Source organism: Bradyrhizobium sp. RDI18 (genome assembly GCF_043203335.1).
Taxonomy (GTDB): domain Bacteria; phylum Pseudomonadota; class Alphaproteobacteria; order Rhizobiales; family Xanthobacteraceae; genus Bradyrhizobium; species Bradyrhizobium retamae.
In genome coordinates this window covers 549,164-563,336 of record NZ_JBICRN010000008.1, presented here as the reverse complement: position 1 = coordinate 563,336, position 14,173 = coordinate 549,164, and the positions used below count along the sequence as shown (strand labels likewise).

General features: G+C 62.6%; 9 protein-coding genes and 4 pseudogenes. 2 read left to right on the top strand and 11 right to left on the bottom strand.

Annotation, left to right across the window (positions count from 1 at the left end; all coding sequences use genetic code 11):
- Positions 1-13: 13 nt before the first annotated feature.
- Together ACFXS9_RS11445 and ACFXS9_RS11440 are read right to left on the bottom strand one after the other, a co-directional pair.
- Positions 14-1,269 (bottom strand): annotated as a pseudogene (locus tag ACFXS9_RS11445) (FAD-dependent oxidoreductase).
- 92 nt (positions 1,270-1,361) lie between these two features.
- On the bottom strand, positions 1,362-2,858 hold the full coding sequence (locus ACFXS9_RS11440; protein WP_392688760.1) for a caspase domain-containing protein: 1,497 nt from the start codon (positions 2,856-2,858) through the stop codon (positions 1,362-1,364).
- Positions 2,859-3,241: 383 nt separating this feature from the next.
- Between ACFXS9_RS11440 and ACFXS9_RS11435 the strand changes: the two are divergent.
- Positions 3,242-4,727, top strand: a pseudogene (locus tag ACFXS9_RS11435) (DEAD/DEAH box helicase).
- Between the two features lie 126 nt (positions 4,728-4,853).
- The gene (locus tag ACFXS9_RS11430) at positions 4,854-5,921 is read left to right on the top strand and encodes a GGDEF domain-containing protein (RefSeq protein ID WP_392688757.1); all 1,068 of its coding nucleotides are present in this window, start codon (positions 4,854-4,856) and stop codon (positions 5,919-5,921) included.
- 4 nt (positions 5,922-5,925) lie between these two features.
- Here ACFXS9_RS11430 and ACFXS9_RS11425 read toward each other — a convergent pair whose 3' ends face one another.
- From ACFXS9_RS11425 to ACFXS9_RS11385, 9 genes and pseudogenes are all read right to left on the bottom strand, one after another.
- The gene (locus tag ACFXS9_RS11425) at positions 5,926-6,360 is read right to left on the bottom strand and encodes a TfoX/Sxy family protein (protein ID WP_392688754.1); all 435 of its coding nucleotides are present in this window, start codon (positions 6,358-6,360) and stop codon (positions 5,926-5,928) included.
- A 26-nt stretch (positions 6,361-6,386) separates the two neighbouring features.
- Positions 6,387-6,773, bottom strand: a complete 387-nt coding sequence (locus tag ACFXS9_RS11420) for an iron-sulfur cluster assembly accessory protein (RefSeq protein ID WP_057844977.1) — start codon at positions 6,771-6,773, stop codon at positions 6,387-6,389.
- Positions 6,774-6,902: 129 nt separating this feature from the next.
- A complete protein-coding gene (locus tag ACFXS9_RS11415) occupies positions 6,903-7,316 on the bottom strand; it encodes a VOC family protein (protein WP_392688751.1) in 414 nt (137 codons plus the stop codon).
- Positions 7,317-7,325: 9 nt separating this feature from the next.
- Positions 7,326-7,697, bottom strand: a complete 372-nt coding sequence (locus ACFXS9_RS11410) for an SUF system Fe-S cluster assembly protein (protein WP_392688748.1) — start codon at positions 7,695-7,697, stop codon at positions 7,326-7,328.
- Complete coding sequence (locus ACFXS9_RS11405; RefSeq protein WP_392688746.1) at positions 7,694-8,941, bottom strand: cysteine desulfurase; 1,248 nt, start codon at positions 8,939-8,941, stop codon at positions 7,694-7,696. Before ACFXS9_RS11405 ends, ACFXS9_RS11410 begins: the two co-directional genes overlap by 4 nt.
- Positions 8,938-10,264 (bottom strand): annotated as a pseudogene (gene sufD, locus ACFXS9_RS11400) (Fe-S cluster assembly protein SufD). Before sufD ends, ACFXS9_RS11405 begins: the two are co-directional and overlap by 4 nt.
- Positions 10,265-10,281: 17 nt before the next feature.
- A pseudogene (sufC, locus tag ACFXS9_RS11395) lies at positions 10,282-11,033 on the bottom strand (Fe-S cluster assembly ATPase SufC).
- Positions 11,034-11,157: 124 nt separating this feature from the next.
- Positions 11,158-12,654, bottom strand: a complete 1,497-nt coding sequence (gene sufB, locus ACFXS9_RS11390) for a Fe-S cluster assembly protein SufB (RefSeq protein ID WP_392688743.1) — start codon at positions 12,652-12,654, stop codon at positions 11,158-11,160.
- Positions 12,655-12,742: 88 nt separating this feature from the next.
- Positions 12,743-13,897 (bottom strand): cysteine desulfurase family protein, encoded by a 1,155-nt coding sequence (locus tag ACFXS9_RS11385; RefSeq protein WP_392688740.1) that lies wholly within the window; start codon positions 13,895-13,897, stop codon positions 12,743-12,745.
- Positions 13,898-14,173 lie beyond the last annotated feature (276 nt).

Below are 14,173 nucleotides of genomic sequence, written 5' to 3'. Positions count from 1 at the left end.
GGCAGGCTCCAGCTCAATTGCCGGCGCTGCGTGGCGAATGCACATGCTCAGGGCGCACGCCTAGGCCCACAAACCGCGCCGTGACGCCCTGCAGCCAGGGCACCGCCGTAACCAGCCGCATGACCAGCGGGACCTTCAGCGGCTGATTGCCCGGCTTCAGCGCTGCGTTCACGATGTTGTTCTGCACGACGACCTGCATCCGCTGCGTCATCCGCACCGGAAACGCGCGCCGCCGGCGCACCGCGTCGAGTTCGTCTTCGGACGGGCAGCCACTTACCAGCTTCGATGCCAGCAGATTCGCCGTCGCCACGGCATCCTGCACCGCGAGGTTGACGCCGACGCCGCCGATCGGCGACATCGCATGCGCGGCGTCGCCGATGCACAATAGCCCCGGCCGCGTCCAGCGCTTCAGCCGGTTGACCGCTACCGTCAACAGCTTGACGTCGTCCCAGCTCTTCACCTCGGCAAGCCCCGGTTTCAGGATCGGCGCCATGCGCGCGATGTCGTCGAGCAGCGCGGGCAGTCCCCCGCCTTCACCGCGTCGTATTGTCCTTTGGGAATGACGAACGCGCATTGCCAATAGTCGCCGCGGTCGAAGGTCACCATCATCTTGCCGGGATCGACCCGGGCAAACAGGCTCTCGTTTTCGTTCCCCCGCTTGCCGGCGCGAAACCACAAGACATCCATCGGCGCGCCGATTTCCTCGACCTCAAGGCCGGCGCGTTCGCGCACCACCGAATGGCGTCCGTCGCAGGCAACGGTCAGGTCGGCCTCGATGTCGATGATGCCATCCGGCGTCTTCGCCTTCACGCCCATGACGCGCTCGCCGTCTCGAACGAGATCGATCGCTTCCGTCGACATCATCACCTTGAGCGAGGCGAACCGCTTGCCGCTTTCGCGCAGGAAATTGAGAAAATCCCACTGCGGCATGAAGGCGATGAAAGGATATTTGACGCGAAGCCTGCTCAGGTCGGCGATCCGCACCGTTTTCCCGCCGAACATGCCCTGCATCTTCTGCAAGCGCTGGTGCGGCAGTTTCAGGAAGCCGTCGATCAGTCCGAGTTCGTCCATCACCTGCAGCGTCGAGGGATGCACGGTGTCGCCGCGAAAATCGCGAAAGAAGTCGGCGTGCTTCTCCAGCACCACGACATCGATGCCGGCGCGGCCCAGCAGATATCCGAGCATCATGCCGGCCGGCCCGCCACCGACGATACAGCAACGTACTTTCACCGCTCGCTCCTGTCGCCGATTTTCCCGGCGAGGCAGCATCGATCATCTGCCAGGCATCGGCAATGCAATATGCGGCGCGATAATGCCCCTCATGCGCGGGGCATTACGTCGAAGACGGCGACCTCGCGTCGCTACCGCCTAAAACTCTTGATCTCCGACACGCTGCCGTCGCGATAGGTCAATTCCACCGAAACCGATCTGGTCGCCGGCGCGAGCTTCAAATAGGGCTGCGCATCGTGTGGAATGACGCTGGGATCGCGAGTGTTGCAAGGCGGCATTTTCAGCACCTTGTCGGGCACCGCACTGTCGATGCCGACGCGCACTTCGCGGATCGCGCAGCGGTACGACATCAGGTGCGTATAGTAGACCAGAAGCCCGTTGTACTCGCGGAACGACAACCAACTCGTCGCAGTCATGTCGAGAATCTTGCGCTGGTCGCGGATCAGCGCGGCCTCGGGATCGAACCGGATCGGGAACGGCCCCTGCAACTCGCCATTGGTGTCCACATAGCGCACCTGGATGACGGCCGCCGGTGCATCGGCCGGCAGTTCGACCGACAGGTTGGGCATCCGCTTGCGGGTCCGCGGATCGAGCGTATCCATGAAGCCGGTTTCGCGGAAATCGCCGCTATCGCCGATCCGCCAGGAAATGCCGAGCGTCGGATCGGCGATCGAAAACACCACGGTCCAGCCGCCATTGTGACGCGAGAACATCGCGATCGGCGCGTTGACGGAATCGTTCTGCGGCTGCAGGCGCTGTACCGGAGGCAAAGCTGCAAGCTTTTGCAGCGGCTCGGCGGGCTTCGCCGCCTCAGGCTGGGCCTTCGCCAAACCATTCAGGAAAACGTCGTCGACCATCTGGTCGAAGTAAACCGGGATCTGCTTGTGGCGGACGGTCTCCGCCAATTCGCTGACCGCGCGCCGTGTGCGTTGCGCGACCTGCACGAGATTGACGCCGGGCTGCGTCAATTCCTTAGCGAAGGTTCGCGTGAACACCGAATTGGGGTTGGCGTCGTCATTGGAAAGCCGGTCGAGCGCGGTCTGCCGCGGCCCGGCCGAGAAGATCGAGAACACGCCTTCCGGCAATTGCGTCATCGGCGCGAGACCGCCGCCACCGGCAACCGCACGCGTGCCGGCGCGTTCGAACGGATTGTTACGGCAGGCATCGAACACCAGGATGGCGGTGCGCACCTTGCGGTTCTGCATCCGCTCGATGATGCGGTCGGCGAGGATCGAGGCGTCGCGTACGAGTTCTTCCTGGCCTTCGGTCGCCGCCGGCACGTCGGTCGGCAGCAGGAAATTCTGGCCCGCGATTTCAAAACCGTGGCCGGCATAGAAGAAGAACGCGGTATCACCGGCGTCGACCGCCTTGTCGAACGCCAGCAACGTCTGGCTGAACGCCTGCCGGTTCTGGTTTTCCGCGACCATCACCGTGAAGCCGAGCTGCTTGAGCGTATCGCCCATGGTGCGGGCGTCGTTGACCGCCTTCTGCAGCTTGGGCACGTTCCGGTAGTCGTTGTTGCCGACCACCAGCGCGACACGCTTCTCCGCCTGCGCAGGCGCGGCATAGGCCGTGACGCAAGTTGCAAGACTTGTCACCGCAAGCAGTCTGAGAAACCAACCCTTCATGGAATTCCCCCTGCGCACGATTCGTCTTGTGGCCCGTGCGAAGCTGTTTCATGCCATAGTCGGCAGGCCATTGCCCATGGTTCAACGGCTTCGTTCGATGGGAATGAGATGGCTTGCTTTGACGGGCAAATGACGGTTTTTGCCGTTATTTGTGCGAAAACATTAAGCTTTTTGGGCTTCAATGCCTGTTCCTAGATTGACTTTGGCTATTTCGACCCTATGTTCGCGCTCAACGCGGCCTTGGATCGAAACGCGATTCCTTAGGTTAGCCGCTCGTCTGCGTAAGTCAGAGCCCCCAGCTTTTCAAAAGCGCGCCGTTTCGGGGCAAAACGCGACAGCCTTTTTACCTTCGATTCCGAACGGCGGTGTCGACTAGAGGCTCAATGTCTTTTTCCCATCTCGGTCTTTCCGATAAGGTCCTCGCCGCAGTTGCGGCTACCGGTTACACCACCCCTACTCCCATCCAGGAACAGGCAATCCCCCCCGTTCTGGCCCGCCGCGACGTCCTCGGCATCGCCCAGACCGGCACCGGCAAGACCGCAGCCTTCGTCCTGCCCATGCTCACCTTGCTGGAAAAGGGCCGCGCCAGGGCACGAATGCCCCGCACCCTGATCCTCGAACCGACCCGCGAACTTGCGGCGCAAGTGAAAGAGAATTTCGACAAATACGGCGCCGGCCAGAAACTCAACGTCGCGCTCCTGATTGGCGGCGTCTCGTTCGGCGACCAGGATTCCAAGCTGACCCGCGGCGTCGACGTGCTGATCGCAACCCCCGGCCGGCTGCTCGACCACACCGAGCGCGGCGGCCTCCTGCTCACCGGCGTCGAACTGCTGGTTATCGACGAAGCCGACCGCATGCTGGACATGGGCTTCATCCCCGATATCGAACGCATCTGCAAGCTGGTGCCGTTCACGCGCCAGACGCTGTTCTTCACCGCGACGATGCCGCCGGAAATCAGCCGCATCACCGAAACCTTCCTGCACAATCCGGAGCGGATCGAAGTCTCGAAGCCGGCAACCACAGCAGCCGGCGTGTCTCAGTTCAAGGTCACCGGCGGCCGTGAGCCGCACGAGAAGCGCGAGCTCCTTCGCCGCCTGTTGCGCGACGCCAAGGACCTCAACAACGCAATCATCTTCTGCAATCGCAAGCGCGAAGTCGCGGTCGTTCACAAATCGCTGCAGAAGCACGGCTTCAGCGTCGGCGCCCTGCACGGCGACATGGACCAATCAGCGCGCACCGCGGCGCTCGATCAATTCCGCAAGGGCGAGATTCCGTTGCTGGTCGCCTCCGACGTCGCCGCCCGCGGCCTCGACATTCCCGCCGTCAGCCACGTCTTCAATTTCGACGTGCCGCATCACGCCGACGACTATGTGCACCGCATAGGTCGCACCGGACGCGCCGGGCGCGCCGGCACCGCGATCTCGATCGTGACGCCGCTCGACAGCAAATCGATCGCTGCAATCGAACGACTGATCGGGCAAACCATTCCCCCGCCGAAGGTGACTACGCCGTACATTCGGACTCGTCCGAGGAGTCCGATCAGCCGCGCGAACATCGCGCGCGGGAAGGCTCGCGCGGCGGGCGCAAGCCGCGGCGCGAACGCGAGCCACGACACGCCAGGGATCCTGACAAGCGCCGCGACAAGAGCGCCGATCGCGAACCGCGGCATGCCAAGGGCACGGGCCGCAGTGCCAAGCCGCAGCCGGAGGCCGCCGCCTCCTCGCCGCCCGCCCCTGCGCAGCCTTCGCGCGTACCCTCGATCGGGCGACCCGAACCGCGGCGCGCCCATCGCGAGGGTCGAGATCGGAGCCGGCCGATCACTCGCACCTTCCTGCATTCCTGTTGCGGCCCATTCGCGCCCGCGTCTGACAAGCGTCGATTTCCTGCGGCCGGAACTGTTTACCGGCCGTTCATCCTCCTCCGTTAACCTGCGGCGATAATTTAATCATTGCTGCACGGCAACGACCGGCGCTGCTCGCTATTGGGGACGGATCAGTGGTCAAGCTGCTGGACGAGCACGAACGCACGATGGCGTTTGCCGAAGTCGCGTTGGGCCAGATCAAATCCCTCAGGCAGACCGCCGTCCCACGCAACTATGAAATCTGGTACGTCTATGCGACCGGATACAATGCTCCCCTCAACAAGATCATCAACGAGACGTTGGCGCGCAACGGCAAGCTGAGCGAGTCCGATCTCGAACAGATCTACGAAACCTATCTCTCCCACATCAAGGCCTCCGACCGCATCGACAAGGTCGGCGCGCGTGTGATCGGCGAGATCGACGACGTGATGACCCTCATCACCGAGGCGCTCGCCATGTCGGAGAGCTATGGCGCCAAGCTGAGCGGCGCCAACGAAAAACTCAGGGACGCCAAAAGCCGCGATCAGATCAAGGCGATCGTCGACGGCCTGGTGAAATCGACGCGCGAGATGCGCGAGACCAACAAGGCGCTGGAGAGCCGCCTCACGCTGTCCAGGACCGAGATCAGCAATCTACAGCACAGCCTCGAAGCGATCCGCGCTGAGAGCTTGACCGATCCGCTGACCGGATTGGGTAATCGCAAATATTTCGACCGCTCGATCGAGATGGCGGTGCGGACGGCGATAGCGAGCGGCGAACCGCTGTCGCTGATGATGTTCGACATCGACCATTTCAAATCATTCAACGATTCCTACGGCCATCTTACCGGCGATCAGGTGCTGCGGCTGGTAGCGATGTCGCTGAAGCAAACCATCAAGGGCCAGGACATCACCGCCCGCTATGGCGGCGAGGAGTTCGCGGTGGTGCTGCCGAATACCGGGCTGCGTCAGGCGCTGACGGTCGCCGACCACGTCCGCCGCGCCGTCATGGCCAAGGAATTGAAGAAAAAATCGACCGGCGAAATTCTCGGCCGCGTCACCATCTCGGTCGGCGTCTCCATGCTGAAGCCGGACGACGACACCGATCTGCTGATCGAGCGCGCTGACGCTTGTCTTTACGCCGCCAAGCGCAACGGTCGCAACCGTGTGGTCTGCGAACTCGACCCCGAATACGCCGCCGAGACCCGCAGCCACGTCGCCTAGCCAGCTACTTGCGTGGCGCCTTCCTCGCCTTGGCCGCCGGCTTGCGCGCGGTAACGGCCTTACCCGCAGCCTTGCTCGAAACCTTCGGTTTGGCCGCCTTGCGCACCTTCGGCCGCTTGAGCAGGGCCGCGCGTTGCGCCGCTGCCAGTGCAGCCCGCGCCCATTCGGCCAATTCCTCGGAGTCGTCGAACAGACGCGCCGGCAATTGCCAGTACGAGTTCACGGTGACCGTCTTGGCCCGAGTCTGATACTGAAATGGGGTTGATCCCTCGGCCTGGAATTGCGGGATCGTCTGCTCGTCGGCACGAAGATAGAGTCCCGCCCGCAGCGCGAGCGCGAAATTGGTGCCGTCGGCGGAAATGCCGAAACCTGAAAACATCCGGCGGATGGTGACCGGGCCGAAATCGGCAAACAGGTCGATCAGGAAATCGCGGTCCATCGCTCACCGCCCCGGCAATGCGGTCGTTAACCCTTCGCCGGGGTCAGTTGTACCGACTCGCCGCAGCCACAGGCGGAAACCTGGTTCGGGTTGTTGAAGATGAACTGCGCCTGGAGCTTGTCGGCCTTGTAGTCCATCTCGGTGCCGAGCAGGAACAGGACCGCCTTGGGATCGACCAGGATCTTGACGCCCTTGTCCTCGACGACTTCGTCGGTCGGACGGATCTCGTGGGCGTATTCCACCGTATAGGATTGCCCGGCGCAGCCGCCGTTTTTGATGCCAACGCGCAAGCCCACGATCTCGGAATCGGCGCGTTTGGTCAGCTCCGTGATCCGCGCGGCGGCGGCCTCGGTCAACTTCATCACCTGCGGGCGCGGCCGCGGCTTCGGCTTGGACTGGACGGTGGTATCCATTGCAGTCGATCTCCGGCGTCGCAGGGTGGCGACGAACTATCATGCCATTAAAGTAACAACGAAATTCCCACTGTGAAGGTCTCTCTTCATGAACTCGATCAGAACCCCTCGAAACGCTCCGCACGCCGGCTAGTAAATCTTCCAAATTCCCGGCGTCGCCAGTTCCAGCAAATGGTTGTCCGGGTCGCGGAAGTAGATGCTTTTCCCGCCGCGCGGCCAGTCCGTCCTGCCTTCGATCGCGACATTGTGCTTGTCGAGCGCCGCTTCCCACATTGGCAGCTCGGCCGCCGGAATGGCAAAGGCCATATGAACGGGGCCGCTGCCATCATGCGGCGGAATGGTGCCGCCGGGGAGTTGGATCGTCTCAGGCGCCGAGCCGCGGCGAAATAGCAGCAGCACGCTTCGTCCACCGACATCGAAAGCAACGAACCGCGGATCCGCCGTCAGCGCTTCCAGACCCAGCACCTCCTCGTAGAACACACGGGCGCGGTCGAGGTCATCGACATAGAGTGCAGTCTCGATGACGCCGGATAGCTTGGGCAATAGGTCCCTTCACCACATGTTGAGGACGAGGCGCGCCTCGTCGGACATCCGATCCGGCGTCCAGGCCGGATCCCACACCAGATTGACATTCACGACGCCGACGCCCGGGACGCTGGCGATCGCGTTCTCCACCGTGGTCGGCAGTTCGCCGGCCGCCGGACAGTTCGGCGTAGTCAGCGTCATCGTCACATCGACGCTGCGGTCGTCCTTGAGGTCGACCTTGTAGATCAGGCCGAGTTCGTAGATGTCAGCCGGAATTTCCGGGTCGAACACCGTCTTCAGCGCGGCAACGATTTCGGTGCCCAGCCGCTCGGTCTCCTCCGGCGGCAGCGCCGAGTTGGTTTCCATGTTGGCGGTTTTGACTTCGGCCGTATCACTCATGCGAACAAATCCTGCGCCTTGATCAGCGCCTGTGCCAGATGGTCGACTTCTTCCCGGGTATTATACATCCCGAACGACGCCCGGCAGGTGGCTGTGACATTGAACCGCTCTAAAAGCGGCATCACGCAGTGGGTGCCGGCGCGCACCGCGATTCCTCGCCGGTCGATCACGGTTGCGACGTCGTGGGGATGGGCGCCCTTCATCTCGAAGGAGATCACCGGCCCCTTGCCGCGCGCGGTGCCGATCAGACGCAGCGAATTGATTTCGCGCAGCCGGTCCTGGGCGTAGTTCAAAAGATCGTGCTCGTGGGCGGCGATGCGCTCCTTGCCGATCGAGTTGACGTAATCGATCGCAGCGCCCAGCCCGATCGCCTCGACGATCGGCGGCGTCCCGGCTTCGAACTTGTGCGGCGGATCGCCATAGGTGACCCAGTCCTTTGCCACCTCGCGGATCATCTCGCCGCCGCCATTATAGGGCCGCATCGCGACCAGGTGCTCATGCTTGGCGTACAGCGCGCCAATCCCGGTCGGACCATAGATCTTGTGGCCGGTGAAGGCATAGAAATCGCAATCGAGGTCCTGCACGTCGATCGGCAAATGCACAGCGCCTTGCGCGCCGTCGACCAGCACCAGAATGCCGCGGTCATGGGCGAGCTTCACGACTTCCTTGACCGGGACGAAGGTGCCAAGCGCGTTCGACATCTGAGTGATGGCGACGAGCTTGGTGCGCGGTGTCAGCAGCTTCTCGAACTCCTCGATCAGGAAATTGCCGTCGTCGTCGACCGGCGCCCATTTGATCACGGCGCCATGGCGCTCCCGCAAAAAGTGCCAGGGCACAATGTTGGAGTGGTGCTCCATTATCGAGAGCACGATCTCGTCGCCCTGCTTGATGTTGGGCTCGCCCCAGGAAGATGCCACCAGATTGATGGCCTCGGTGACATTGCGGGTGAAGATAATTTCTTCACTACGCCCTGCGTTAATGAATTTCGCCACCTTCGCGCGGCCGCCCTCGTAAGCCTCCGTCGCGGCATTGGCAAGATAATGCAGGCCGCGATGTACGTTGGCGTATTCGCTTCTGTAGGCTTCCGTCATGCGATCGAGCACGGCGGTCGGCTTCTGCGCGGAGGCGGCGTTGTCGAAGTAGACCAGCGGCTTGCCATAGACCTTCATCGCCAGCGCAGGGAAATCCTCCCGCACGCGGGCCACGTCATAGGCGCCATTCTTGACCGCCGGATGCTGGGTCATGCCCGTGCCTCCAGCCAACGCTGCGCTGCGGCGATTGCGAGCTCGCGCAGATCGTCGTTGACGATGGATTCGATGGCCTCACCAACAAAGGCCTGGATCAGCAGCGCCTGGGCCTCCTTCTCGGAAAGGCCGCGGGCGCGCAGGTAGAACAGCAGGCTCTCGTCCAGCGCGCCGGTCGTGGCGCCATGGCCGCAGGTAACGTCATCGGCGAAGATCTCGAGCTCCGGCTTGTTGTCGGCCTCGGCGTCGTCGGACAAAAGCAGTGCCCGCGTCATCATCTTGGCGTCGGTCTTCTGGGCATCGGGACGCACGATGATGCGGCCCTGGAACACCGAATGGCCACGGTCGTCGACCACGGCGCGGAACACTTCGCGGCTAGCGCAGTGCGGCACCGCGTGATCCATGAACAACGTGGTGTCGGCGTGCTGGCGCCCGTTGAGCAGATTGACGCCGTTGGTCTCGACGCGGGATCCTTCACCGGCGAACGCAATCGTCGCCTGATAGCGGCTGACGGCGGCGCCCGAGGTCATGCCAAAGGTGTTGAAATGCGCATGCGCGCCCAGCGTGATCACGGTGGAGGAGATGTTGAACGCGTCGCGGCCATCCTCGACCAATCGAACATGATCGAGCCGCGAATTATCGCCGATTGCGACGATCAGGGAGTCATGCGCCTGATAGGCCTTCGCACCCTCGGCCGCGATGTAGCTCTCGACCAGCGTCGCGCCGGTATCCTTGCCGAGACGCAGCAGCGAACGGGTAAACATTGCAGCCGGCGTGGCGCCGCTCGCGACATGAATGACCTGCAGCGGCTGCTTCAGCACGACGCCGTTGGCGATCTCGATCACCACGCCATCGGTCATCATCGCGCTGTTGAGCGCGACCATCGGATTGTCATTGTCGGGCGTGAATAACTGCGTCTGCAGCGCGGCGTCCCCGGTTTCCAGCACGTCGCGCAAAGTGCGGACGGCAAGGCCCTTCTCCAGCCCCCTCCAATTCGGAGAGCTTCGGCGCGAACACGCCGTCCACCAACACCAGCCGGCGGGCACCCTTGATCGCCTGCAGCTTCACGGCGGCAGCAGCCTGCTTCAGCGCGGCCGCATCCGGTGCAGCCGCGAGCGGCAGCACCTCGCGCATCAGCGCGCGCAGGTCAGTGTATTTCCATTCCTCGAGCCGCCGGTGCGGCAGGCCGACGCGCTCATAGGCCTCGAAGGCGGTATTCCGCGCCTCGGCGACCTTGCCGCCGCCCGGCAGCCGATCGCGCGCCACCGCAAAGCTCTCGCTCAGCGCGCGCCCGGTCTCGTTTTTTGCCAGAACTACATTCATCACAAATCCGTCCGCAGTCAGGCTGCGTCTTCGAACTGGGTGTAGCCGGAAGCCTCGAGCTCCAGCGCCAGATCCTTGCCGCCGCTCTTCACGACGCGGCCCTTCGACATCACGTGCACGAAGTCCGGCACGATGTAGTTGAGCAGCCGCTGGTAGTGGGTGATGACGACCATGGCGCGATCGGGCGAACGAAGCGCGTTGACGCCATCGGCCGCGATCCTGAGCGCGTCGATGTCGAGGCCGGAATCCATTTCATCGAGGATGCAGACGGCAGGCTCGAACAGCGCCATCTGCAATATCTCGTTGCGCTTCTTCTCGCCACCGGAGAAGCCGACATTGACGCCGCGCTTGAGCATGTCCTGCGGGATGTTCAGCGACTTTGCGACCTCGCGGACCTTCTTGAGAAACTCCGAGAGGTAAGCTGGCTTTCGCCGCGCGCCTTGCGCTGAGCATTCAATGCCGTGTGCAGGAAATTCCAGGTGGTGACGCCAGGGATTTCAACCGGATACTGGAACGCCAGGAACACGCCCTTGGCGGCGCGCTCGTCCGGCTCCATCTCCAGGAGGTCCTCACCCCGGAACAGGATTTGTCCATCCGTGACTTCGTAACCCGGCTTGCCGGCGATGACGTGCGACAGCGTGGATTTGCCGGAGCCGTTCGGTCCCATGATCGCGTGGACTTCGCCCGGGTTCACGGTCAGCGTCAGCCCGTGGAGAATTTCGTTATCCTCGACACGAACCTTCAGGTCTTTCACTTCAAGCAATGACATGTCGTTTTTCCATTTTCGCCCCTCGTCTTGAGGAGCCCGCCAGGCGCGTCTCGAAGGACGTGGCCACAATCTTTCCTCTCATCCTTCGAGACGGCCGCTACGCGGCCTCCTCAGGATGAGGTCGCTATCCAACCGATCCTTCGAGCGAGATCGAGATCAGCTTCTGCGCCTCAACTGCGAACTCCATCGGCAGTTGCTGCAGCACGTCCTTGACGAAGCCGTTGACCACGAGGCCAACCGCTTCCTCCTGCGAGAGCCCGCGCTGTGTGCAATAGAATAGCACGTCCTCGGAGATCTTTGACGTCGTCGCTTCGTGCTCGAAGGTCGCCGACGCGTTCTTCGCCTCGACATAGGGCACGGTATGCGCGCCGCACTTATCGCCAATCAGAAGCGAGTCGCAGGCGGTATAGTTGCGTGCGCCCGTCGCCTTGCGATGGGCGGTGACGAGACCGCGGTAGGTGTTCTGCGAGACGCCCGCCGCGATGCCCTTGGAGATGATCCGGCTCGACGTGTTCTTGCCGAGGTGGATCATCTTGGTGCCGCTATCGACCTGCTGATAGCCGTTCGAGATCGCGATCGAATAGAACTCGCCGCGCGAATTGTCGCCGCGCAGGATGCAGCTCGGATATTTCCAGGTGATCGCCGATCCGGTCTCGACCTGGGTCCAAGAGATCTTCGAATGGTTGCCGCGGCAGTCGCCACGCTTGGTGACGAAATTGTAGATGCCGCCGACGCCTTCCGAATTGCCGGGGTACCAGTTCTGCACCGTCGAATACTTGATCTCGGCGTCGTCGAGCGCGACGAGTTCAACGACCGCCGCATGCAACTGGTTCTCGTCGCGCTGCGGTGCGGTGCAGCCTTCGAGATAGCTGACGTAAGAACCCTTGTCGGCGATGATCAGCGTGCGCTCGAACTGGCCGGTGTTGCGCTCGTTGATGCGGAAGTAGGTCGACAGCTCCATCGGGCAGCGCACGCCCGGCGGCACGTAGACGAACGAGCCGTCCGAGAACACCGCCGAGTTCAGCGTCGCGAAATAATTGTCCGAGGTCGGCACGACCGTGCCGAGATACTTCTTCACCAGCTCGGGGTGTTCGCGGATTGCCTCCGAGATCGGCATGAAGATCACGCCGGCAGCCTTCAGCTCCTTCTGGAAGGTGGTCGCCACCGAAACCGAATCGAACACCGCGTCGACCGCGATCTTGCGGTTGGCCGACGGCTCGCCGCCGGGCGGGGGCTCGACGCCTTCGAGAATGGCGACTTCCCGCAAGGGTATGCCGAGCTTCTCATAGGTCTTGAGGATTTCGGGATCGATCTCATCGATCGACGATAGCGTCTTCTTCGGCTTCGGCGCCGCGTAGTAATAGATGTCCTGGTAGTCGATCTTGGGATAGTTGACGCGCGCCCAGGTCGGCTCGGTCATGGTCAGCCAGCGCCGATAGGCCTCCAGACGCCATTCGAGCATCCAGGCCGGCTCGTTCTTCTTCGCGGAAATGAAGCGGACGGTGTCTTCCGACAGACCCTTGGGGGCCTTGTCGGACTCGATCAGCGTCTCAAAACCATATCGATATTGGTCGACGTCGATGCGCCTGACGCGCTCGACCGTCTCTTGTACGGCTGGCATTCCATCCTCCGCTCGCGGTTTCAAGGACCGCGGTGGAACAATTGCAAATCGGTGACGAAGCGTTCCGGCGAAACTTACTTAGAACGTTTCAAGCCGTGTTTCGTCGCCCTCTAAGTAAGGCATCAGCGAGCTTTCGCCAAGCCTGAAGGGCCAAATCAATGTCTGTCTTCGTGGTAGACCAGCCCAGACTGAGCCGCACCGCTCCCTGTGCCAGCTCGCCTTCGAACCCCATGGCGGCCAGAACGTGGGACGGTTGCACTTTGCCCGAGGAACAGGCGGAACCGGACGATACCGAAATACCGCTGAGATCGAAGCCGATCACCGCCGTCTCGGCTCGAAGCCCGGGAACGGTAAACAGCGTCGTATTAGGCAGGCGTGGCGCATCCTCTGAAAACACAATGATTTCAGGCATTTGGTTCAACCCTTTCTCAAGGCGCTCACGCAGGCCCTGCTGCCGGATGGCACTAGCCGGCAGCTCGGCCATGGCCGCCTTGGTCGCTGCGCCAAAGGCCGCGATGCCAGCGACATTCTCGGTTCCCGCCCGGCGGCCCAGCTCCTGGCCGCCGCCGCGGAGCAGCGGCTCCAGCCCCTGCATCTCCTCGGTCAGGACCAGTGCACCAACCCCCTTGGGGCCGCCGAGCTTGTGCGCAGACAAGGTGATCAGATCGGCGCCTATCGATTTGATATCGAACGGTATTTTACCGAAAGCCTGAATCGCATCGACATGCAGCAGCCCACCTGCTTCATGCACGATGTCAGCGACTTCGCCGATCGGTTGAATGGCGCCGGTCTCGTTGTTGGCCAGCATCACCGACACCAGCGCTGGCGGCCCTTCGCCAAGCAGCGCACGCAGATGGGAGAGATCGACCAAGCCGGTACGGGAGACATTAATGGCCGCGATCGTGTCGGCCGGAAACCGTCCCCCTGATAGCACCGACGGGTGCTCGATGGCCGACACCACCAGTCGCTGGACCGGCGAGCCCGTGCTCCTGCGCAATCCCGGCGCCAGCGCCATCGCATTGGCTTCGGTGCCGCCGGAAGCAAACACCACATCCTGCGGGCGGGCGCCGACGGCCGCCGCGACCGCGGCCCGCGCGTCCTCGACCAGCCGGCGTGCCTGACGCCCTTCGGCATGCACCGAGGACGGATTGCCGGCCAGATCCCAAGCGGCCGCCATCGCCTGCCGGGCTTCGGGACGAAGCGGCGTCGTCGCATTCCAATCGAGATAGATCCGGTCGGACATGTCTGTATAATATTACCTACAGCCGCGACGGCTAGCGCGAGCTTAGGCCTTTTGCCTTCCCAAAATGCCTTATGGCAATTGGGGATCGTGCCGTCTCGTACAATCGCAAGCTAACGCCTTGAACAGCCTTCGAGATGTTCAAGATGCTTGCTTTTTGCCCCTCGCCTCATGCTAGAAGGCCGCAACCAGTTCACGGGAGCGCCCGTTCGCGCATCGCCCAACGACGCATGATCACATTCTTTTCCGCTCGGATCACGTCCGTTGCCTAGGGATCAT

Bases quoted from the DNA above. Each gene is read 5' to 3' on its own strand.
- ACFXS9_RS11440 (WP_392688760.1), bottom strand. From the start codon at position 2,858: ATGAAGGGTTGGTTTCTCAGACTGCTTGCGGTGACAAGTCTTGCAACT.
- ACFXS9_RS11425 (WP_392688754.1), bottom strand. From the start codon at position 6,360: ATGGACCGCGATTTCCTGATCGACCTGTTTGCCGATTTCGGCCCGGTC.
- ACFXS9_RS11420 (WP_057844977.1), bottom strand. From the start codon at position 6,773: ATGGATACCACCGTCCAGTCCAAGCCGAAGCCGCGGCCGCGCCCGCAG.
- ACFXS9_RS11410 (WP_392688748.1), bottom strand. From the start codon at position 7,697: ATGAGTGATACGGCCGAAGTCAAAACCGCCAACATGGAAACCAACTCG.
- ACFXS9_RS11405 (WP_392688746.1), bottom strand. From the start codon at position 8,941: ATGACCCAGCATCCGGCGGTCAAGAATGGCGCCTATGACGTGGCCCGC.
- sufB (WP_392688743.1), bottom strand. From the start codon at position 12,654: ATGCCAGCCGTACAAGAGACGGTCGAGCGCGTCAGGCGCATCGACGTC.
- ACFXS9_RS11385 (WP_392688740.1), bottom strand. From the start codon at position 13,897: ATGTCCGACCGGATCTATCTCGATTGGAATGCGACGACGCCGCTTCGT.